Source organism: Vibrio sinensis (assembly GCF_003605645.1).
Taxonomy (GTDB): Bacteria; Pseudomonadota; Gammaproteobacteria; order Enterobacterales; family Vibrionaceae; genus Vibrio; species Vibrio sinensis.
Window position 1 is genome coordinate 1 of the sequence record NZ_QVMU01000023.1, and the last position, 21226, is coordinate 21226.

Sequence of the window (21226 nt, forward strand, 5' to 3'; positions counted from 1 at the left end):
AAAGTGGTGCGCCCTGGAGGATTCGAACCTCCGACCGCCTGGTTCGTAGCCAGGTACTCTATCCAGCTGAGCTAAGAGCGCACGGGKTTCGTTATCAATAGCTAAGTTATACAACCGGCTATCAATATCAGGATTAATAAAAACCCTTAAAAAGTGGTGCGCCCTGGAGGATTCGAACCTCCGACCGCCTGGTTCGTAGCCAGGTACTCTATCCAGCTGAGCTAAGAGCGCACTAGGTTTCGTTATCAATAATCAACTTGCTAAAAGTCAGCTATCAATATCAGGATTAATAAAAACCCTTAAAAAGTGGTGCGCCCTGGAGGATTCGAACCTCCGACCGCCTGGTTCGTAGCCAGGTACTCTATCCAGCTGAGCTAAGAGCGCACTAGGTTTCGCTATCAATAATCAACTTGCTAAAGATTGAACATCAATATCAGGATTAAATAACCCTTAAAAAAGTGTGGTGCGCCCTGGAGGATTCGAACCTCCGACCGCCTGGTTCGTAGCCAGGTACTCTATCCAGCTGAGCTAAGAGCGCATCATTTTGTGAAATATATCACACTTCTTTAGCTTTGAAACAAAAAAAAGACCTTAGGTCAATTTAATGGCGGTGAAGGAGGGATTCGAACCCTCGATACGGTATCAAGCCGTATACTCCCTTAGCAGGGGAGCGCCTTCAGCCTCTCGGCCACCTCACCGTGTATTCCTTGGCAGTAAAAAGTGGTGCGCCCTGGAGGATTCGAACCTCCGACCGCCTGGTTCGTAGCCAGGTACTCTATCCAGCTGAGCTAAGAGCGCACTATATTTTTACTCTTTTTCCAATGGAAAAATTTCAACGCTATGGTTCCGAAGAACCGTGCAAGAATGGCGGTGAAGGAGGGATTCGAACCCTCGATACGGTATCAAGCCGTATACTCCCTTAGCAGGGGAGCGCCTTCAGCCTCTCGGCCACCTCACCGTCTTGCGGAGGCACATATTACGATTTACCAAAAATATGTCAAACATTTTCTTAGCAAAAATAGCAAAAAGTCGTCTGACCGGTGGCTATTTAATCAAAGCGCTGCTAATTCGCTCTTTTCTATCACAATGTGCTTCTTTTTTACGAAAAAAAGGCTAACGAAATGTCAGCCTTTTTTCTGTAATTTAGTAGTTGCCTGATGCAACGTTACCATTACCTTTTTCTGCCTGAATGCGCATGTAAATTTCTTCACGGTGAACAGACACTTCTTTTGGAGCATTTACGCCGATACGCACTTGGTTGCCTTTAACACCCAGTACCGTTACAGTGACTTCATCACCGATCATAAGAGTTTCGCCTACGCGACGAGTTAAAATTAGCATTCTGTGCTCCTTGAGTAATCTCTAATTTTTTTGCTATAAGCTATTATCAACAAAAGTTATATTTTCGTAAACTCTATTCTGTTATTGAGTTTAATTAAACAACAGGTGTTCGTGTTGATAATCGAGTGCATTTTTTATAGTGATGTAAGCATCATGCAGTATGTTCGCCGCTTTGTCGACACATTCAGGTAACAAGACAAGCATCATTGACTGTGATGTCAGCGTAATATCGACGACTTCGATCCCTTCATCCCGCAGCGAATGACAGGCATGTTGCTGTAAATCAGGCGCCCCAGAACCCACCGCAGTGAGTAAACTCACCTTGCTACGTTGAATTGGGAACTCATCACTAACCACAAGGCTTAGTTTAGCGAAAGCATCCTGTTTAATCACTACGGTGATAACATTGTTCTGTTCACTTTCGCTCCAAATTGTGATTCCCAACATATGACACTGGTCGATAAGCTTTTGTCTATGCTCTGCTTCAAATTCAATTAGATACATATCCCGCTGAATAGCAAGACCACATACTGATTGATGACTCTTATGCCCTTTAACTAAGCTCCCCTCATTCGTATTAAATGTAGAAAGCACTCGTAATGGAACATTATGCTTCCAAGCATATTGTACTGACGGCAAATGAAGAACTTTCGCCCCTTTCCTTGCCATCTCTTCCATTGAAGGAAAATCAATCACAGGTAATTTTACTGCACAGGTAACCACTCTCGGGTCGCATGTATATATACCATCTACATCGGTATAAATCTGGCATTCTTCGGCCTGTAATGCCCCTGCCAATGTAACAGCACTTGTATCTGAGCCACCACGTCCTAACGTCGTAATGTCCCCAAATTCATTGATTCCTTGAAAACCAGCAACAATTGCAATCTCATCTGCTGCTAAGATTTCACGAATAACCTGCGTATCAATATGCTGGATTGTCGCATCGTTATGTTGAGCGTCAGTGATAATATTCGCTTGTGCGCCAGTCAAAGATCGTGATGGATAACCGAGTTTATTCAATGTCATCGCCAATAATGCCATTGATACTTGCTCGCCCGCTGAAAGTAGTACGTCAAGCTCTCTGGCTGCAGGGACTTTGTCTATTTGATAAGCCAAATCTAACAGACGATTGGTTTCTCCTGACATCGCAGAAACAACAACCACTACTTGGTTGCCATTTTCTTTTGCCTTAATAATGTGCTCGGCGACTACATGGATCCTTTCAATAGACCCTACTGATGTACCACCAAATTTTTGCACGATGAGAGGCTTATTCACCCGTCGTTACCTTCCCAAGAACAAGATATTACTAACACCATCGATTACACGAAAATTCATTCTGATGGTTCTTACAAACAAAAACCAAGCATACCAATCAAGAACTCTTTACAGAGACTTATCGGTTACTTGGTTTTTATCATATAAAAGTGCACTCAATATATATTAAGCGCACTTACTATGGATTAAAGACGTTCAGCAATCCAAGCATTAACAGACGCTAATGCTGCTGGCAATGCATTTGCATCAGTACCACCAGCTTGCGCCATATCTGGACGACCACCACCTTTACCGCCAACTTGCTGCGCGACCATGTTAACCAATTCGCCCGCTTTTACTTTGCCGATCAAATCTTTAGTCACACCTGCAATCAAGCCAACTTTATCGTCAGCAACATTACCTAACATGATGATGCCGCTACCCATTTGGTTTTTAAGCTCATCAACCATGCCACGTAGTGCTTTGTTATCTGCACCATCTAATTGAGCCACTAGTACTTTAACACCAGCGATCTCTTTTACTTGATCAGTTAAGCTTGCACTTGCTTGAGAAGCCAACTTGTCTTTCAACTGTTGGATCTCTTTCTCTAGCGATTTTGCTTTATTTGCTGCTTCTGCAAGCTTTTCTTCGTACTTAGTGGTTTGAGCTTCGATGACATCTAGTGCTGCCTCACCCGTTACTGCTTCGATACGACGAATACCTGCAGCAATACCACCTTCAGACGTGATCTTAAATAGACCAATGTCACCAGTGTTTGATGCGTGGATACCACCACAAAGCTCTGTTGAGAACTCGCCCATTGATAGTACGCGAACTTCGTCATCGTACTTTTCGCCAAATAATGCCATTGCGCCTTTTTGTTTCGCTGACTCAATATCCATTACATTCGTTTCAATGTCGTGGTTACGGCGAACTTGCGCGTTAACGATACGTTCAACTTCTTTTAGCTCAGCAGCTGTTACACCCTCTAAGTGAGAGAAGTCAAAACGTAGGTTATCAGCTTTAACAAGTGAACCTTTTTGTGTTACGTGCTCGCCTAACACTTTACGCAGCGCTGCATGCAATAGATGCGTTGCCGAGTGGTTCAATGTAATAGCAGTACGACGCACAGCATCTACAATCGCATGTGCTTTATCGCCTTTAGCGAATACACCCTCAGCCAATACACCATGGTGAGCAATTGCATTACCTAATTTTTGTGTATCTTCAACGGTAAACAAACCTGATTCTGTTTTCAGTACACCTGCATCACCTGATTGACCGCCTGATTCAGCATAGAATGGCGTTTCTTCAAGAATGATGATCGCTTTATCACCAGCAGATAGAGAATCGACTTCATTGCCCTCAACAAACAATGCAGCGATAACACTCTCACCTTCTGTGCCAGTGTAGCCAAAGAACTCAGTTTCTACGTCAGTCTTAATTACTGCGTTATAGTCAGTACCAAATTGACCTGCTTCACGAGCACGTTGGCGTTGCTCTTCCATCGCTTTCTCGAAGCCAGCTTCGTCGATAGCAAAGTCACGCTCACGCGCTACATCGTTAGTTAAGTCAGCAGGGAAACCATAAGTGTCATACAGTTTAAATACGGTTTCACCGTCAAGTACTTTACCGTCTAGGTTATCCAATGCTTCGTTAAGAATTGTCATGCCACGTTCAAGTGTACGTCCGAAGTTTTCCTCTTCGATACGTAGTACCTTTTCAACCAGTGCTTGCTGACGTTTAAGTTCATCACCAGCTGTACCCATGATCTCAGCCAAAACACCGACAAGTTTGTGGAAGAATACGCCTTGCGCTCCAATCTTGTTACCATGGCGAACAGCACGACGAATAATACGACGTAATACGTAACCACGACCTTCGTTTGATGGCATTACTCCGTCAACGATCAAGAATGAACATGAACGGATATGGTCAGCAATAACACGTAGTGACTGGTTCGATAAATCATCACAACCGATCACTTCTGCCGCAGCTTTAATTAGCGCTTGGAATACATCGATTTCATAGTTTGAGTGAACGCCTTGCATAATTGCAGAGATACGCTCAATACCCATACCTGTATCTACTGATGGTTTTGGAAGTGGTTCCATGGTGCCGTCAGCTTGACGGTTGAACTGCATGAATACGTTGTTCCAGATCTCGATAAAACGATCGCCATCTTCTTCAGGTGTACCTGGACGTCCACCCCAAATATGATCGCCGTGATCATAGAAGATTTCTGTACACGGACCACAAGGACCAGTATCACCCATTTGCCAGAAGTTGTCTGACTCAAATGGTTTACCACCTTTCTTGTCGCCGATACGAATAATACGGTCTGCTGGAATACCTACTTTTTGGTTCCAGATATCAAACGCTTCATCGTCTGTCTCGTAGATCGTAACTAGTAGACGATCTTTTGGTAGCTGTAGTGTTTCAGTTAGGAATTCCCAAGCAAACGCAATTGCATCTTCTTTAAAGTAATCACCGAAACTGAAGTTACCTAGCATTTCAAAGAAAGTGTGGTGACGAGCAGTAAAGCCAACGTTTTCTAAGTCGTTGTGTTTACCACCCGCACGTACACAGCGTTGAGCCGTAGTTGCTCGAGTGTAGGCGCGTTTTTCTAAACCTAAGAAACAATCTTTAAATTGGTTCATACCTGCGTTAGTAAATAGCAGGGTTGGGTCGTTATGCGGTACCAACGATGAACTTTCTACGATTTGGTGTCCTTTGCTCTCAAAGAACTTAAGGAACGCGTTACGAACCTCATCTGTGCTCATGTACATGCAGCTCTTCCTGAAAATAGTCGAGATAGAATTTTGCTGTATTGTACACATAAGCAAGCACTAGATGCTAGTTTAGCCATTGCTCTATTTGGGGAGTTTTTGCAACGATTTCTGACCTAATGGATAAAGGTGAGCCAATTGCTACTAAAACAATCTATTAGCGATAGATATGTGCGACCTACCCGCTTTATTGCCATGCTAGCGCATTGTTGATTTGTCTAAAAATGCATCACTCATACGATAAAAATCAAATTAACTTATCGTGTGCTGATGTTGAGAAAGGATAGATAAACATTATTTATCTATAGTGGATATCGGCAACTCAACGAGTAAACCATCAAGCTAAACATTAAGAAGTGATAAAAGCTCAGAAACTCAAGATAAAATAAAGCCCCACATATTTGCAGGGCTCAACGGATTCTAAAGACTTAAAACACCTAGCTTAGAACTCTTCTTCTTTAGGCATTTCGCCCACTTCAGGCTCTTCTGGCTGAGCCGGAGTCAATAGCATTTCACGCAGTTTGCTATCGATAGTTTTCGCCGCTTCAGTATTTTCTTTCAGATACTTACACGCGTTCGCTTTACCTTGACCGATCTTGTCGCCATTGTAGCTGTACCAAGCTCCCGCTTTTTCAATAAGCTTGTGTTTCACACCTAGGTCAACCAGTTCACCCTCACGGTTAAAACCTTGACCGTAAAGAATTTGTGTTTCTGCTTGCTTAAATGGCGCTGCAATTTTGTTTTTCACGACTTTAATACGTGTTTCGTTACCAACGACTTCATCACCTTCTTTGATAGAGCCAGTACGACGAATATCAAGACGAACAGATGCATAGAATTTTAGTGCGTTACCACCTGTTGTGGTTTCTGGGTTACCGAACATCACACCAATCTTCATGCGAATTTGGTTGATGAAGATACACATGCAGTTAGATTGCTTTAGGTTACCCGTTAGCTTACGCATTGCTTGAGAAAGCATACGTGCTTGAAGGCCCATATGGCTATCGCCCATCTCACCTTCAATTTCAGCTTTTGGCGTTAATGCCGCAACAGAGTCGACAACCAGCACATCAATAGCACCTGAACGAGCTAATGCATCACAGATTTCTAATGCTTGTTCGCCGGTATCAGGTTGAGAGACCAATAGCGCATCAATATCTACACCTAACTTTTTAGCATAGATTGGATCAAGTGCGTGCTCGGCATCAATAAAAGCACAAGTTTTACCACCACGCTGAGCGGCAGCAATCAATTCCAATGTTAACGTCGTTTTACCTGATGATTCAGGACCGTATACTTCAACGATACGTCCCATTGGAAGACCACCAGCACCCAATGCGATATCTAGAGAAAGTGAACCAGTAGAAATGGTTTCTACGTCCATTGTACGGTTATCACCAAGGCGCATAATCGAGCCTTTACCAAATTGTTTTTCAATCTGACCTAGCGCAGCGGCGAGCGCTTTCTGTTTGTTCTCGTCCATTACTTTCTCCAAAGTGCTCATCCGATCCAATGAATCGTAAATTGTTTTGAGTTGTTCAGGTTAAAATCTGAACTTTCATTACCAATCATTATACTGTTGATTCATACAGTGTCTATACCTGTGGGGATTTTTTTTGTTTCTTCATCACAAGCGCATGAATTTATGACTTTATTCTGAACCTTGTTCATCTATAAAGTGCTTTTGCAGTTCTTTCAATGCGTGGTGTATCGCTTTTCTACGAACCTCTGCTCGCTCACCATTAAAATGACACGTCTCTATTTTCAGCCAACCAGAGAGATCCATCCAAGCAAAACACACTGTTCCAACTGGTTTTTCAACACTTCCACCACTGGGTCCAGCAATCCCACTTACAGCGACAGCTACGGTTCCGTTTGAATGATGTAACGAACCTTGCACCATTTCTTTTACTACGGGTTCAGAAACTGCACCAAACGCACTAAGAGTTTCCGAGCTTACACCTAGCATCTCCATTTTTGCTTCATTACTATAAGTAACAAATGCTCGATCAAACCAAGCTGAGCTTCCTGCTATATCAGTGATCGCTGTAGCAATACCTCCACCAGTGCAAGATTCTGCCGTAACTAAAACCTTTTTCTTACTTAGAAGAACCGCACCGACTTCTTCACTTAATCTTGACAATGTTTCCATACGAAAAAACCTCTTTGTGCCTTTATTGCTATTCACGTATCCTAAGCCGCAACAGGAATAAACAAAAGAATTTACCCGTGAAGGCTGAACAAAAACATACCCCAATGATGCAGCAATACCTTAGATTAAAAGCAGAAAACCCTGATATTTTGCTGTTTTATCGTATGGGCGATTTCTATGAGCTTTTCTATGATGATGCGAAAAAAGCATCACAACTATTAGATATTTCTCTAACGAAACGTGGTGCTTCTGCGGGTGAACCAATTCCAATGGCCGGTGTTCCTTACCATGCAGTTGAGGGCTACTTGGCCAAATTAGTTCAGCTGGGTGAGTCTGTCGCAATTTGTGAACAAATCGGCGACCCTGCAACCAGTAAAGGGCCTGTAGAAAGAAAGGTAGTTCGCATTGTTACACCGGGAACGGTGACAGACGAAGCGTTACTGTCTGAACGGGTTGATAATCTTATTGCTGCGGTTTACCAGCACAATGGTAAGTTCGGCTATGCCACCCTTGATATTACTTCAGGTCGATTCCAGTTAACTGAACCGGAAACTGAAGAAGCGATGGCAGCTGAACTACAACGCACCTCTCCACGAGAATTACTGTTCCCAGAAGATTTCGAAGCTGTTCAGTTAATGACATCTCGCAGTGGTAACCGTCGACGCCCTGTTTGGGAATTTGAACTGGATACTGCAAAGCAGCAATTAAACCAACAATTTGGTACTCGTGACTTAGTCGGTTTTGGTGTAGAACAAGCCAAACTTGGTCTTTGTGCTGCAGGTTGTCTTATCCAGTATGTTAAAGATACTCAGCGAACCGCTTTGCCTCATATCCGTTCACTTACTTTTGATCGTCAAGATCATTCCGTCATTTTGGATGCTGCAACTCGACGTAACTTAGAGATCACTCAAAACCTTGCAGGTGGCACCGACAATACGCTATCAGCGGTTCTTGACCATACCGCTACACCAATGGGTAGCCGAATGCTAAAGCGTTGGCTCCATCAACCAATGCGCTGTACCGATACGCTGAATCAACGCCTAGATGCCATCTCAGAGCTTAAGCAAGATAGTCTATTCTGTGAATTAAGCCCTGTACTAAAACAAATTGGCGATATCGAACGAATCTTAGCTCGTTTGGCTCTACGCTCAGCACGACCTAGAGACTTAGCGCGTCTGCGTAATGCCATGCAACAATTGCCAGAATTAGCCGATGTTTTAAGCAATGTAACTCATCCTTACTTAGGGAAACTGGCTCAGTTTTCAGCACCGATGGAAGAGATCTGTGAACTGCTTGAACGTGCGATTAAAGAGAACCCTCCGGTTATCATTCGCGATGGTGGTGTGATTGCACCGGGCTATAACGCAGAGCTAGATGAATGGCGAGATCTGGCAGACGGTGCGACAGAGTACCTCGAAAAATTGGAACGTTCTGAACGTGAACGCCATGATATCGACACTCTTAAAGTCGGTTACAACGCCGTACATGGCTTCTTTATTCAAGTAAGCCGAGGACAAAGCCATTTAGTTCCTGCTCATTACGTTCGCCGTCAAACCCTCAAGAACGCAGAACGCTACATTATTCCGGAATTAAAAGAGCATGAAGACAAAGTACTGAGTTCTAAGTCGAAAGCCTTGGCGATTGAAAAACGCCTTTGGGAAGAATTATTCGATTTATTACTACCTCATTTAGAGCCACTGCAAAATTTAGCATCAGCAGTTTCTCAATTGGATGTACTACAGAATTTAGCTGAACGCGCTGAATCATTAGACTACTGCCGCCCAAGCTTAACCACTGAGCCAGGAATCCATATTCAAGGCGGACGTCACCCTGTTGTAGAGCAAGTTCTCGATGCGCCGTTTATCGCAAACCCAGTTGAATTAAGCCCGCAGCGCAAAATGTTGATCATTACCGGACCAAATATGGGTGGTAAGTCTACTTATATGCGTCAAACCGCGCTTATTGCGTTGATGGCTCATATTGGTTCATACGTGCCAGCCGAAGCCGCTACGATTGGTTCGATTGATCGAATTTTCACTCGTATTGGCGCTTCAGATGACCTCGCCTCCGGCCGCTCAACTTTCATGGTTGAAATGACGGAAACTGCGAACATTCTCCACAATGCGACAAAAAACAGCTTGGTATTAATGGATGAGATAGGTCGTGGTACCAGTACCTATGATGGACTCTCTCTTGCTTGGGCAAGTGCTGAATGGTTAGCAAAAGAGTTAGGCTCTATGACATTGTTTGCCACGCATTATTTTGAATTGACGGAACTGCCAAATCAAATCGCACACCTAGCAAACGTACATCTCGATGCCGTGGAACATGGTGAAACCATTGCATTCATGCATGCGGTTCAAGAGGGCGCGGCGAGTAAATCCTACGGCCTAGCTGTTGCAGGGCTAGCTGGCGTACCTAAGTCCGTCATCAAGAATGCACGAATGAAACTGACTCAACTGGAACAGTTAAGCCTAAATGACAGTGTTAATGGTAAATCAATATCAACGACCGTTGATATTGCAAACCAACTGAGCTTAATCCCTGAGCCAAGTGAAGTCGAAGAAGCGTTAGCCAGTATTGATCCCGATGATCTTACTCCTCGCCAAGCACTTGACGCACTCTACCGCTTAAAACGAATGCTTTAATCTTATCAGCGGCAAAGCGTTGATTCTCTCATTGATTTGCCGCTGATAATAATCTGGAAAAAAGAGTGATAAACATAAGTGCATTTCAAAGTGCTATGTAATTTCCATGAACAAAAGTGTTTAACTAACCGCTCATTACTCGAGTAACCTCTCATCCCATTTTCCATTGCATGAATACTGGATTTATTCTCATTCATAACAGCAAGTAATGAATGGAGATGAAAATGCCACAGCAACACAATCATATTCAAAAAGGCTTCACCCTAATAGAACTAATGATCGTTATCGCGATCATCGGTATTTTGGCAACATTTGCAGTACCAGCCTATCAGAACTACACCAAAAGAACCCATGCAAGTGAACTAGTTAGTGCTTCATCAGCCTTTAAAAGTGCGGTCAGTGTCTGTTTACTCGCCGGGAACAAAAGCTGTAAAGCAGCCAGTGGCGGTGTTCCATCAGACCAAGTATTTACCTCAGGGAGTGACTCCTTTGTCGTCACATCTACGGTTGACCAAAGCGTGCTGGGTTCAGCATCAGGTGCGGTTACCGCATCCGTCAGCGGTGCAAAAGGTTCACTACCTGCTAATGCGGTTGTAACACTCACGCCAAAACTGGATGGTAGTGGGGTCACTTGGGGGCTTTCTTGTGGAGGAAGCGATGCGCCAAATTGGTGTCCAAACTAAGCCATAGCGCCAGTTAAAGTCATGTATTGCCATCTCACAAATACCCTGCATCAGGCGCAATTAATCAGCTTGGTGCAGGCTGATCAAATTGCTGCTTATTGCTCCCATTCAGGAGTTTCCACTGCAGAAGCAATCATCGCCCTTAATATATTGGATGCAAGCCAACTCACGACGTCACTGAGCCAATACTTCGGCTTAGATATCATCTCACTTCAACAATATAACTATTCAGCTTTGTGTGCGGAACTTGGATTAAGAGAACTTATTACACGACATCAAGCACTACCAATATCAAAAAACGACACCACCCTTGTGATTGCCATTATCGATCCGAGTAACAATGATATTGAAGCGGAATTTAGTTTTGCAACTGGGCTAAGAGCTGAACCTGCATTAGCCGATCCTATAGAGGTTCTTAGCGCGATCAGAAAGCTCTATGGGCGACTCATTGATAGTCAAACTCCACCAACAAAAGAGATCGATACACAAGAATTAGAGGAACTCGTTGAAATCAGCGATGACGAGCGCAATAACTTGGAAAACTTAAGCCAAGATAACTCCCCCATTAGCTGTTTTATCAACCAAATCTTGCTGGACGCAGTTCGTAAAGAGGCTTCGGATATTCATTTCGAACCCTACGAAGACTACTACCGAGTTCGAATGCGGTGCGATGGTATGCTGATTGAAACTCTCAATCCTCCCCATCATTTAGCTAGACGCTTAGCTGCCAGAATAAAGATCTTATCCAAGTTGAACATCGCTGAGCGTCGATTGCCACAAGATGGACGGATCAAACTCAAGCTAAATGAGGACACGGCTGTTAATTTACGAGTCTCTTCCCTCCCTACTCTATGGGGAGAGAAAATGGTGCTACGTTTGCTAGACAGCAATAATGTTCCATTGAATATCGACAATCTCGGCTATAGCGATAAACAAAAACACGCCTATCTAAAGGCACTGAATCGTCCTCAAGGGCTCATTCTCATGACAGGCCCAACAGGCAGTGGTAAAACTGTCTCGCTCTATACTGGATTAAAGATCCTTAACACCGTTGATGTGAATATTGCCACCGCAGAGGATCCTATAGAAATAAACTTACCGGGTATCAACCAAGTACAAATTAAACCAGATATCGGTTTTGATTTCTCTACGGCTCTAAAAGCATTTTTACGCCAAGATCCTGATGTCATTATGGTCGGTGAAATCAGAGATTTTGAAACGGCTGAAATCGCAATTAAAGCAGCACAAACAGGTCACTTAGTATTGTCAACTCTTCATACTAATTCAGCAGCAGAGACATTAGTACGACTCAGTAATATAGGGATCCAATCATTCCACATCGCTTCATCTCTTTCGTTAATTATTGCCCAACGTTTAGCTCGTCGCTTATGTTCATATTGCAAGGTTCCTTATCACCCCGCTGCAAATTCTATTGCTAATTTCAACCTCCCCCAACATACACAGTTATTTGAAGCACATCCAAGAGGCTGTAATCATTGTAATAATGGCTATAGTGGTCGCATCGGTATTTATGAAGTTATGGAGGTGAACGGCCAATTATCTAACGCCATTGTCCAACATAAAAGCGCCGAAGAGATTGAAAAAATAGCATGCTCTCAAGGAATGCTGACGCTATCAGAATCTGGCATCGAAAAATGGGCTTATGGGGTGACAAGTTACAGCGAGTTACAACGCACACTTTATCTATGATGGTATGAATGTGAAATCACAACTCAAGATCTATCAATGGAAAGGGACTCATCCTTCTGGCAAACGTATGTCGGGAAAAATTCTCGCTCGGCATGAAAACGAAGTAAGGCACCAACTAAAAGATCAACGGATAAAAATTCGTAAGATAACAGTAAAGAATCTTTCTTTCATTGCTCGTTCTCGGCAAAGAGCGTCCGCCAAAGAGATCACCGAACTAACTCGGCAAATCTCAACGATGCTAGCAACGGGTATCCCCATTGTACAAATATTGAAACTGGTGGCTGGTAATAGTAACAAAGCTGAGATGCATTCGATTCTCATGAACATCACTCAACATATTGAAGCGGGAGCACCGCTAGCATCCGCTATGCGCTCAGCAAGTCCATTATTTGATAACTTATACCTTGCTCTAGTCACAACGGGAGAGCAATCCGGCGGCCTTGATGTGATCTTTGAACGTATCGTTATCTATAGGGAAAAAACTGAAAAGCTGAAGTCACAAATATTCAAAGCACTCATTTACCCAAGCATGGTACTACTCGTGTCTGTGATGGTCAGTTACATCATGCTGGTGTTTGTCATTCCACAATTTGAAAGTATGTTTAGAGGATTTGGAAGTGAGCTTCCTTGGTTTACGCGCAAGGTTCTAGCTGTATCTGAGTTTACTCAAAACTATATGGGCAGGGGTGTTGCGATGTTCATATTCTTAATCATGTTAATCAAGTTTATTAGAAAACGTAGTGAGCGAGTTAGGCTCCTTTTGGGCCACATCAGTTTGCGGCTACCCGTTATCGGGCCTGTTATAGAAAAAGCATCAATTGCAAAACTAAGCCGGACATTGGCAACCGGAGTGAGTGCGGGTATACCAATTCTCTCCAGTATAAAAACCTCTGCAGCCACGGCTAACCATATTTGTTTTCAATATGCCCTTAATGAAGTAAGTAGAGATACAGCAGCGGGTATGCCTTTATATATTGCACTTAGAAACACACAAATTTTTCCCGAAATAGCGATAAAAATGGTCATGATAGGTGAAGAATCCGGCCGCCTTGATAACATGTTAAACAAGCTGGCTATCATCTATGAAACAGAGATTGATAGTACTATTGATAACCTCGATAAGATTCTTGAACCACTTGTTGTCATCATACTCAGTATATTAGTCGGTAGCTTGGTGATCGCCATGTATCTACCTATTATTACTTTGGCTGACGTTGTGGGATAAATGTTTCTTCTGAGTTAAGCTAACACTCTAAAATTTTCGAACATCGACACTCGAGCTTTATCTAATATGGATGCTTTTTATTATTTTCCTTGGTTATTCCCAACATTCGCGACAATTTTTGGTCTGATCATCGGTAGTTTTCTTAACGTGGTCATTCACCGCACCCCTATTATTATGGTAAGAGAGTGGCAGCAAGAATGTTCGGAGAGCTTTCCCCAATATAAGATTCCGTTGCCTGAGGGAAAATATAACTTAAGTATTCCTCGCTCAACCTGTCCAAAGTGCAAAACACCACTTCGTCTAATTGATAATATCCCAATCATTAGTTGGCTAATGCTAAAAGGAAAATGCCATCAATGCGGTGAAAAAATCAGTGTTCGATATCCAATGGTTGAATTATTAACAGCCGTTATGTCTCTCATTATCGCCCTGCAATTTGGTTTCAGCATGTACGCGGTAGCTCTGATTGGATTTACGTTTATTTTAATCGCGGCAACATTTATTGATTTTGATTGCATGCTGCTTCCTGACAGCCTGACGTTACCCCTTTTGTGGTCAGGTATTGCTGCTGCACTGTTACATATTTCTCCGATAACACTGCATGACTCTATCATTGGAGCAATTGCGGGGTACTTATGTTTATGGAGCGTGTATTGGCTGTTTAAGCTCATTACAGGAAAAGAGGGCATGGGCTATGGTGACTTTAAGTTACTCGCCGCTTTAGGTGCTTGGCTTGGCTGGCAGTTTTTACCCATGATTATTCTTCTATCTTCATTCGTAGGATTACTCTTCGGTATAATCCAGCTCCGTCTGCAAAATAAAGGCATTGATAAAGCCTTTCCTTTTGGCCCTTACTTAGCCATTGCTGGTTGGTTTAGCGCCGTCTGGGGAGAAGCCGTTCTGCAATGGTATTATGCGAACTTCTTTGGGATTTAACATGACATTAGTGATTGGTATTACAGGTGGCATAGCCAGTGGTAAAACAACGGTAGCAAACCTATTTAACGAACATTTTGGTATAGAAATCGTTGATGCTGATATTGTCGCAAGACAAGTGGTTGAACCTGGAAGTAAAGGGCTAACAGCAATAACGGAACGTTATGGTGACCACATCTTAACGGACAACGGTGAACTTGATCGCCCCGCTCTTCGACAGATTATATTTTCAAATGATAATGAAAAGAGTTGGTTAAACTCACTACTTCACCCTTTAATTCGTTCCAAGATGCTAAGTGATCTAGATAAAGTGACGTCTGAATATGCATTACTGGTTATTCCTTTAATGGTCGAGAATGGTTTACAGGAACTCGCAGACCGTATTTTAGTTGTTGATGTCGATGAACAAACTCAAAAGCAACGAACGATGACAAGAGATAAGGTTTCAGAGCAACAAGTCGAAAGTATCATCGCTTCACAAGCCACTCGTCAACAACGCTTAGCTATTGCTGATGATGTGGTTAAAAACCATGCAGAAAACCAAAGACTTTTGCCACAAATCACAGATTTGCATAAAAAGTACCTAGATATTTGTAGGAATAATCTGTGACAATAGTAATAGACAAAATCAAGGCTGCTATGAATGACCACTCACTTTTTTGAACATCCGCTCAATGAGAAAACTCGAATTTATTTAAGAGTCGAGTCGCTACTTCGACAGCTTGATAATTCTTCTCATTTTAGTGATGGTTCTCAGCACTTGGTTTTCTATCGCTCATTGTTCGATTTGCTAGAGATTTTTGAACAAATCCAATTAAAAAGCGAACTCGCCAAAGATATTGAAAAGCAGCGACTCACCTACCGAAACTGGCTCAATATTGAAGGAGTCGATCAAGATATGCTGCGCAAAATTCTTGATGATGTCGATGTTGCCCATAGTCATTTAATGTCAGCCGAACGTTTCGGACAGAGTTTAAAAGAAGATCGCTTTCTTAGCGCTATTCGCCAACGGTTTAATTTACCTGGTGGTGCATGCTGTTTTGACTTGCCAGCGCTACATCATTGGCTACATTTACCAAATGACCAAAAACAAGCTGATGTAGCCGTTTGGTTGAAAAGCTTAAGTCCGCTAACTGGCGCGTTAAAGCTTTGGCTACGTTTAACAAGAGAGACTGGACTCTTTCGAGAGCAACTCGCGAAAGCTGGTTTTTATCAAAGTGACGCTGAAGAAGCTAATATTTTGCGCCTAGAGATACCGAGTCATTTTGGGGTATATCCGATGATTTCAGGCCATAAGAGTCGCTTTGCAATTAAGTTTATTGAGTTTTCAAGTGGGCAAGCATACCCTAGCGATGTTAACTTTAAACTGGCTGTTTGCTGTTAGTTGCATCACGACTCTCTTCATAACAACATCCAAACAACTTGTAATCGCAAGTAAGGCTACAAGCGAGTAAATCCCACTAACTTAGATAAACTCGATGATTAGGGGAAATAAGCGAGGGCGAACTGCTGCAACTTCAAGTGACATGGGTAAACATTATTAAATTTGAATTATGACAAAAATTACAACTGTACAATGCCCTCAATGCGGCGCTAGCGTAGTTTGGAACGAGCAAAGTGCTTACCGTCCATTCTGCAGCAAGAAATGCCAGATGATTGATTTTGGCGAATGGGCTGACGAAGAGAACGCCATTGCTGGTGCTCCAGATATGTCAGACGGTGACGGCTGGTCAGAAGACCCGTATTAACCCATAAATATAGAAGGTTGATGTTCATGCATCAGCCTTTTTTATTACTTACAATCTATCAATATCTTGATGTACAGGCGAAAAAAAACGGAGCCCTAAGGCTCCGTTCAGCTATGAGAACGCTAGTTATAGCATTACTTCTTAGCAAGTTTCTCTTTGATACGAGCTGACTTACCAGAACGCTCACGTAGGTAGTACAACTTGGCACGACGTACTGCACCACGGCGTTTAACTTCGATGCTATTAACAACTGGAGAGTGTGTTTGGAACGTACGCTCAACACCTTCACCGTTAGAAATTTTACGTACAGTGAAAGCAGAGTGAAGACCACGGTTACGAATAGCGATTACAACGCCTTCGAAAGCCTGTAGACGCTCACGGTCACCTTCTTTTACTTTAACTTGAACTACAACAGTGTCACCAGGTGCAAACTTAGGTAGACCTGTTTTTAGTTGCTCATCTTCAAGAGCTTTGATGATGTTACTCATTTCTTAAATTCCTAGAATAAACTGATACTAAATAAAATAGGTTACTGCTTACTTTTCACCAGAGCGGTACGCTTTGATGAATTCAGCCAGTAATTGTTCCTGTTCGTCAGTCAGAGCTAGGTTTTCCAAGAGCTCTGGTCTTCTTAGCCAAGTACGGCCCAACGATTGTTTTAATCGCCAGAGACGAATGTCCTTATGGTTGCCTGACATGAGTACCGAAGGTACTTCTTTGCCATCCAACACTTCTGGTCGCGTATAGTGGGGGCAATCCAACAAACCATTTGCAAAAGAATCCTCTTCTGCTGACGCAAAGTCACCCAGAACCCCCGGAACAAACCGAGATACTGAATCAATTAACGTCATGGCTGGAATTTCACCACCCGTCATCACAAAATCCCCGATTGACCATTCTTCGTCAACTTCAGATTGAATGATACGCTCATCTACCCCTTCGTAGCGGCCACAAATAAGAAGTAAATTCTCATTAGTTGCCAACTCTTCAACTCCTTGTTGGTCGAGCTTTCGACCTTGAGGAGAAAGGTAAATTACTTTCGTCTTTCCCGGTGCTGCTTGCTTGGCTGCTTGGATAGCATCGCGCAAAGGCTGAACCATCATCAACATACCAGGACCACCACCGTAAGGTCTATCATCAACAGTGCGATGTTTGTCGTGCGTGAAATCACGAGGATTCCAAGTCTCAATCGACAAAAGACCTTTTTTAACCGCTTGACCTGTTACTCCAAAATCAGTAACAGAACGGAACATTTCAGGAAAGAGGCTTATAATGCCAACCCACATGTTTATCTCGCTCTGTAACTTAGAGAATTAGAAGCCAGGATCCCAGTCAACTTCGATCCGTTGAGCTTGGCGATCAACTTTAATGATCACTTGCTCTTCAAGGAACGGAATTAGTCGTTCCTTTTGCCCAAAAGCATCTTTCAGATTAGCTTTCACTACAAGAACATCGTTGGAGCCCGTTTCTAGAATGTCAGTAACGACACCTAGATCGTAACCTTTAGTGGTTACTACTTGCATACCAAACAATTCACGCCAGTAGAATTCTTCTTCTGACAGTTCAGGTAGAGATGCTGGGTTAATAGCAATTTCAAAGTTAGTCATCAGTTGTGATTCTTCACGAACTTCTAACCCTGCTAGCTTACATACATAGCCTTGGCCATGACGTTTCCAGCTTTCTACTTTGTACTCAACCCATGCCCCTTTTTGGTTAATATACCAAGGGGTATAATCGAATATGTTTTCGGCATTGTCAGTGTAGGAAAAAACTTTAAGCCAACCACGAATGCCATAAGTAGCACCAAACTTGCCTACAACAATTTTGTCGTCGCTCATCGTTTCTTTACCTTTCATCGACATAAACTAGCTACTTCTTAAATTAAGCCGCTTTTTGAGCGTCTTTTACTAGCTTAGCTACGCGGTCAGATAGAGATGCGCCTTGACCAACCCAGTGGTTAACGCGATCTAGGTCGATACGTAGACCTTCTTCTTGACCTTGAGCTGTTGGGTTAAAGAAACCAACTTTCTCGATGAAACGGCCAGTTGCTGCGTTACGGCTGTCCGCAACTACGATTTGATAAAATGGACGCTTTTTAGCGCCGTGACGTGCCAAACGAATGGTTACCATGTCGTCCTCTTTGCTTTCTCAAAAATAAAATTAACCCCAATAACCGTTTATCAGTAAACAGTTTGGGGTCTCGTGCCAAAATAAAGCTCCGGAATTTTACTCTTATCCCGGAGCAATGCAAGGAGTTTAGCTATTTTTTCACCAACACAAATAGGGCTATATGTTTGTGACTTAGCTAACAGGTTGAAAAGAAACTTTTAGCGACCGAATGGATTGAAACCGCCGCCACCGCCCATGCCACCCATCATACCCTGCATGTTGCGCATCATACCTTTCATGCCACCTTTCTGCATTTTTTTCATCATCTTCTGCATCTGGGTGAATTGTTTAAGTAGACGGTTAACATCTTGAACTTGTGTACCAGAGCCGGCAGCAATACGTTTTTTACGTGAACCTTTAATCAGTTCTGGACGTTGACGCTCTTTCATTGTCATAGAGTTGATAATAGCTTCCATTTGGCTAAACATCTTATCATCAACTTTATCTTTAACATTGGCAGGCAAATTACTCATTCCTGGTAATTTGTCCATCATACCCATCATGCCACCCATGTTTTGCATTTGACCAAGCTGCTCACGGAAGTCTTCAAGATCAAAACCTTTCTTTTCTTTAAACTTCTTCGCCAGTTTTTCTGCTTTTTCTGTATCAACATTACGCTGTAAATCTTCGATAAGTGACAGTACGTCACCCATGCCAAGAATACGTGAAGCAACGCGATCAGGGTGGAATGGTTCTAGTGCGTCAGTCTTTTCACCCACACCTAGGAACTTGATTGGCTTACCCGTAATGTGACGTACAGACAGAGCTGCACCACCACGAGCATCACCATCGACCTTGGTCAGAATCACACCAGTTAAAGGTAATGCATCACCAAAAGCTTTTGCTGTATTGGCGGCATCTTGCCCCGTCATGGCATCAACAACAAACAGTGTTTCTACTGGGTTGATTGCACTATGAAGGTCTTTAATCTCAGCCATCATGACTTCGTCAACGGCTAGACGACCTGCGGTATCGACAACCAACACGTCATAGAATTTTTTCTTCGCGTGATCAATTGCGGCATTGGCAATATCAATCGGCTTTTGATCAGCACTTGATGGGAAGAAATCAACACCGATATCAGTCGCAAGTGTTTCTAGTTGTTTAATTGCTGCAGGACGGTAAACGTCGGCAGAAACAACTAAGACTTTCTTTTTCTCACGTTCTTTCAATAATTTTGAAAGCTTACCAACACTGGTGGTTTTACCTGCACCTTGTAAACCAGCCATTAAGATAACAGCAGGCGGTTGGGCTGCAAGGTTCAGCGCTTCATTGGACTCACCCATGACGCTTTCAAGTTCGGTTTGAACGATCTTGATGAACTCTTGCCCAGGCGTTAGAGATTTAGAAACCTCAACACCAACAGCACTTTCTTTAACACGTGCAATAAAGTCGCGGATAACAGGCAAGGCAACGTCAGCTTCCAATAAAGCCATACGCACTTCACGTAATGTTTCTTTAATGTTGTCTTCGGTCAAACGACCTTTACCGCTGATATTCTTCAGGGTACGAGACAAACGATCCGTTAAATTTTCAAACATCTTTTTCTCTTCGCTAATTTAGGCGATAAATTATTGTGAGTATACCTTAGCCAACACCGCCTTGACACTGATCTAATGACTTTTGACCTCTCATGTTGCGTAATTGGGCACAGATAAGTCATAGCCGCGAGTGAGGTAGCAAGGTATAATTTGTTAAAATTCCACCAGCTTAATAGACAATAATGGACAACTTAGTCACTGTAAGCGCTGCAATACTCTATCTATTAGCCATCGCCGCTATTGTTCCAGGATTGGTTCATCAAACAGGTATTCGCACAAAGACCGTCTTAACGACTGCTATCCTCGCATTGGCTTGTCATCTCTGGCTACTCAGTGATCTCATTCTTGGTAGTATCGGCCAGAACCTGAGTATTCTGAACGTAGCTTCATTGATCAGCTTTATTATCTCCCTCGTGATGAGTATTGCTATGCTCAAAAATCGAATTTGGTTTCTGCTTCCTGTCGTATATAGCTTTTCTGCGATTAATTTATTAGTCGCGACATTTGTACCGAGTACATTTATCACGCATTTAGAGCAAGACCCTAAATTGCTGATCCATATATCTCTTGCTCTGTTCTCTTATTCTACTCTATCTATTGGTGCTCTATACGCACTTCAACTTGCTTGGTTAGATCATAAACTTAAAGCAAAAAAATCTTTCGCTATTAACCCGAACTTACCTCCGTTATTGATGGTTGAAAGACACCTTTTTAAGATAATCCTTATTGGGACTTTGATGCTAACAGGGACACTTCTTACTGGTTTTGTGTTTGTTCAGGATATGTTTGCTCAAGGGAAAGCGCATAAGGGAATCTTGTCATTTATTGCTTGGATCATTTATTCCGTTTTGCTTTGGGGCCATTATCAAAAAGGATGGAGAGGTCGAAAAGTCACTTGGTTTGCGGTTGCTGGCGCAACCCTTCTTACACTAGCCTACTTTGGTAGCCGGTTCGTGCGAGAGATCATTCTTACCTAACTAAAGGAGCATTCATGCTCCTTTCCTATATATAAAACTGCGACTTA

General features: G+C 42.8%; 19 protein-coding genes and 7 tRNA genes. 9 read left to right on the forward strand and 17 right to left on the reverse strand.

Annotated features, from left to right (window positions below):
* Window positions 1-4: 4 nt before the first annotated feature.
* From DZ860_RS18305 to pncC, 12 genes are all read right to left on the reverse strand, one after another.
* A tRNA-Arg gene (locus DZ860_RS18305) sits at window positions 5-81 on the reverse strand.
* A 73-nt stretch (window positions 82-154) separates the two neighbouring features.
* Window positions 155-231, reverse strand: a tRNA-Arg gene (locus tag DZ860_RS18310).
* A gap of 76 nt (window positions 232-307) precedes the next feature.
* A tRNA-Arg gene (locus DZ860_RS18315) sits at window positions 308-384 on the reverse strand.
* A gap of 77 nt (window positions 385-461) precedes the next feature.
* Window positions 462-538: transfer RNA gene (locus DZ860_RS18320), tRNA-Arg, on the reverse strand.
* A 67-nt stretch (window positions 539-605) separates the two neighbouring features.
* Window positions 606-698, reverse strand: a tRNA-Ser gene (locus DZ860_RS18325).
* A 23-nt stretch (window positions 699-721) separates the two neighbouring features.
* Window positions 722-798, reverse strand: a tRNA-Arg gene (locus DZ860_RS18330).
* Between the two features lie 67 nt (window positions 799-865).
* Window positions 866-958: transfer RNA gene (locus DZ860_RS18335), tRNA-Ser, on the reverse strand.
* A gap of 185 nt (window positions 959-1143) precedes the next feature.
* Window positions 1144-1341 (reverse strand): carbon storage regulator CsrA, encoded by a 198-nt coding sequence (gene csrA / locus DZ860_RS18340; protein ID WP_004415691.1) that lies wholly within the window; start codon window positions 1339-1341, stop codon window positions 1144-1146.
* Between the two features lie 90 nt (window positions 1342-1431).
* A complete protein-coding gene (locus DZ860_RS18345) occupies window positions 1432-2622 on the reverse strand; it encodes an aspartate kinase (RefSeq protein ID WP_120034186.1) in 1191 nt (396 codons plus the stop codon).
* Window positions 2623-2807: 185 nt separating this feature from the next.
* Window positions 2808-5390, reverse strand: a complete 2583-nt coding sequence (gene alaS, locus DZ860_RS18350) for an alanine--tRNA ligase (RefSeq protein ID WP_120034188.1) — start codon at window positions 5388-5390, stop codon at window positions 2808-2810.
* 442 nt (window positions 5391-5832) lie between these two features.
* Window positions 5833-6873 carry a recombinase RecA gene (gene recA / locus DZ860_RS18355; protein WP_120034190.1) on the reverse strand — a complete coding sequence of 347 codons (1041 nt, stop codon included), beginning with the start codon at window positions 6871-6873 and terminating at the stop codon, window positions 5833-5835.
* 168 nt (window positions 6874-7041) lie between these two features.
* Window positions 7042-7542 carry a nicotinamide-nucleotide amidase gene (pncC, locus tag DZ860_RS18360; RefSeq protein ID WP_120034192.1) on the reverse strand — a complete coding sequence of 167 codons (501 nt, stop codon included), beginning with the start codon at window positions 7540-7542 and terminating at the stop codon, window positions 7042-7044.
* Window positions 7543-7619: 77 nt separating this feature from the next.
* On the opposite strand from pncC, the gene mutS reads away from it, so the two are divergent.
* The 8 genes from mutS to yacG all read left to right on the forward strand — a co-directional run bounded on the left by mutS (window position 7620) and on the right by yacG (window position 16492).
* Window positions 7620-10190, forward strand: coding sequence for a DNA mismatch repair protein MutS (mutS, locus tag DZ860_RS18365; RefSeq protein WP_120034194.1), 2571 nt, complete (start codon window positions 7620-7622; stop codon window positions 10188-10190).
* A gap of 224 nt (window positions 10191-10414) precedes the next feature.
* A complete protein-coding gene (locus DZ860_RS18370; RefSeq protein ID WP_243641885.1) occupies window positions 10415-10873 on the forward strand; it encodes a pilin in 459 nt (152 codons plus the stop codon).
* 21 nt (window positions 10874-10894) lie between these two features.
* A complete protein-coding gene (gene pilB / locus DZ860_RS18375; RefSeq protein WP_120034198.1) occupies window positions 10895-12583 on the forward strand; it encodes a type IV-A pilus assembly ATPase PilB in 1689 nt (562 codons plus the stop codon).
* 4 nt (window positions 12584-12587) lie between these two features.
* Window positions 12588-13808 (forward strand): type II secretion system F family protein, encoded by a 1221-nt coding sequence (locus DZ860_RS18380; protein WP_120034200.1) that lies wholly within the window; start codon window positions 12588-12590, stop codon window positions 13806-13808.
* A 66-nt stretch (window positions 13809-13874) separates the two neighbouring features.
* Window positions 13875-14744 (forward strand): prepilin peptidase, encoded by an 870-nt coding sequence (locus tag DZ860_RS18385; protein ID WP_120034202.1) that lies wholly within the window; start codon window positions 13875-13877, stop codon window positions 14742-14744.
* Window position 14745: 1 nt separating this feature from the next.
* Window positions 14746-15354 (forward strand): dephospho-CoA kinase, encoded by a 609-nt coding sequence (gene coaE / locus DZ860_RS18390; RefSeq protein ID WP_120034204.1) that lies wholly within the window; start codon window positions 14746-14748, stop codon window positions 15352-15354.
* 33 nt (window positions 15355-15387) lie between these two features.
* Window positions 15388-16128 (forward strand): cell division protein ZapD, encoded by a 741-nt coding sequence (gene zapD, locus DZ860_RS18395; protein ID WP_120034206.1) that lies wholly within the window; start codon window positions 15388-15390, stop codon window positions 16126-16128.
* Between the two features lie 169 nt (window positions 16129-16297).
* Window positions 16298-16492 carry a DNA gyrase inhibitor YacG gene (gene yacG, locus DZ860_RS18400; protein ID WP_120034208.1) on the forward strand — a complete coding sequence of 65 codons (195 nt, stop codon included), beginning with the start codon at window positions 16298-16300 and terminating at the stop codon, window positions 16490-16492.
* A 134-nt stretch (window positions 16493-16626) separates the two neighbouring features.
* Here yacG and rplS read toward each other — a convergent pair whose 3' ends face one another.
* The 5 genes from rplS to ffh all read right to left on the reverse strand — a co-directional run bounded on the left by rplS (window position 16627) and on the right by ffh (window position 20202).
* On the reverse strand, window positions 16627-16980 hold the full coding sequence (gene rplS / locus DZ860_RS18405) for a 50S ribosomal protein L19 (RefSeq protein WP_120034210.1): 354 nt from the start codon (window positions 16978-16980) through the stop codon (window positions 16627-16629).
* 48 nt (window positions 16981-17028) lie between these two features.
* Window positions 17029-17778, reverse strand: coding sequence for a tRNA (guanosine(37)-N1)-methyltransferase TrmD (gene trmD, locus DZ860_RS18410; protein WP_120034212.1), 750 nt, complete (start codon window positions 17776-17778; stop codon window positions 17029-17031).
* Window positions 17779-17805: 27 nt separating this feature from the next.
* The gene (rimM, locus tag DZ860_RS18415) at window positions 17806-18354 is read right to left on the reverse strand and encodes a ribosome maturation factor RimM (protein WP_120034214.1); all 549 of its coding nucleotides are present in this window, start codon (window positions 18352-18354) and stop codon (window positions 17806-17808) included.
* Window positions 18355-18373: 19 nt separating this feature from the next.
* Window positions 18374-18622 (reverse strand): 30S ribosomal protein S16, encoded by a 249-nt coding sequence (gene rpsP / locus DZ860_RS18420; RefSeq protein ID WP_120034216.1) that lies wholly within the window; start codon window positions 18620-18622, stop codon window positions 18374-18376.
* Between the two features lie 197 nt (window positions 18623-18819).
* Window positions 18820-20202 (reverse strand): signal recognition particle protein, encoded by a 1383-nt coding sequence (ffh, locus tag DZ860_RS18425; protein ID WP_120034217.1) that lies wholly within the window; start codon window positions 20200-20202, stop codon window positions 18820-18822.
* 182 nt (window positions 20203-20384) lie between these two features.
* On the opposite strand from ffh, the gene DZ860_RS18430 reads away from it, so the two are divergent.
* Window positions 20385-21179 carry a cytochrome C assembly family protein gene (locus DZ860_RS18430; RefSeq protein ID WP_120034219.1) on the forward strand — a complete coding sequence of 265 codons (795 nt, stop codon included), beginning with the start codon at window positions 20385-20387 and terminating at the stop codon, window positions 21177-21179.
* Window positions 21180-21226 lie beyond the last annotated feature (47 nt).

What these genes read in the sequence shown, in the direction of transcription:
- csrA (WP_004415691.1), bottom strand. Translation starts at nt 1,341, where the DNA reads ATGCTAATTTTAACTCGTCGCGTAGGCGAAACTCTTATGATCGGTGAT.
- alaS (WP_120034188.1), bottom strand. Translation starts at nt 5,390, where the DNA reads ATGTACATGAGCACAGATGAGGTTCGTAACGCGTTCCTTAAGTTCTTT.
- recA (WP_120034190.1), bottom strand. Translation starts at nt 6,873, where the DNA reads ATGGACGAGAACAAACAGAAAGCGCTCGCCGCTGCGCTAGGTCAGATT.
- pncC (WP_120034192.1), bottom strand. Translation starts at nt 7,542, where the DNA reads ATGGAAACATTGTCAAGATTAAGTGAAGAAGTCGGTGCGGTTCTTCTA.
- DZ860_RS18370 (WP_243641885.1), top strand. Translation starts at nt 10,415, where the DNA reads ATGCCACAGCAACACAATCATATTCAAAAAGGCTTCACCCTAATAGAA.
- pilB (WP_120034198.1), top strand. Translation starts at nt 10,895, where the DNA reads ATGTATTGCCATCTCACAAATACCCTGCATCAGGCGCAATTAATCAGC.
- DZ860_RS18380 (WP_120034200.1), top strand. Translation starts at nt 12,588, where the DNA reads ATGAATGTGAAATCACAACTCAAGATCTATCAATGGAAAGGGACTCAT.
- DZ860_RS18385 (WP_120034202.1), top strand. Translation starts at nt 13,875, where the DNA reads ATGGATGCTTTTTATTATTTTCCTTGGTTATTCCCAACATTCGCGACA.
- coaE (WP_120034204.1), top strand. Translation starts at nt 14,746, where the DNA reads ATGACATTAGTGATTGGTATTACAGGTGGCATAGCCAGTGGTAAAACA.
- zapD (WP_120034206.1), top strand. Translation starts at nt 15,388, where the DNA reads ATGACCACTCACTTTTTTGAACATCCGCTCAATGAGAAAACTCGAATT.
- yacG (WP_120034208.1), top strand. Translation starts at nt 16,298, where the DNA reads ATGACAAAAATTACAACTGTACAATGCCCTCAATGCGGCGCTAGCGTA.
- rplS (WP_120034210.1), bottom strand. Translation starts at nt 16,980, where the DNA reads ATGAGTAACATCATCAAAGCTCTTGAAGATGAGCAACTAAAAACAGGT.
- trmD (WP_120034212.1), bottom strand. Translation starts at nt 17,778, where the DNA reads ATGTGGGTTGGCATTATAAGCCTCTTTCCTGAAATGTTCCGTTCTGTT.
- rimM (WP_120034214.1), bottom strand. Translation starts at nt 18,354, where the DNA reads ATGTCGATGAAAGGTAAAGAAACGATGAGCGACGACAAAATTGTTGTA.
- rpsP (WP_120034216.1), bottom strand. Translation starts at nt 18,622, where the DNA reads ATGGTAACCATTCGTTTGGCACGTCACGGCGCTAAAAAGCGTCCATTT.
- ffh (WP_120034217.1), bottom strand. Translation starts at nt 20,202, where the DNA reads ATGTTTGAAAATTTAACGGATCGTTTGTCTCGTACCCTGAAGAATATC.
- DZ860_RS18430 (WP_120034219.1), top strand. Translation starts at nt 20,385, where the DNA reads ATGGACAACTTAGTCACTGTAAGCGCTGCAATACTCTATCTATTAGCC.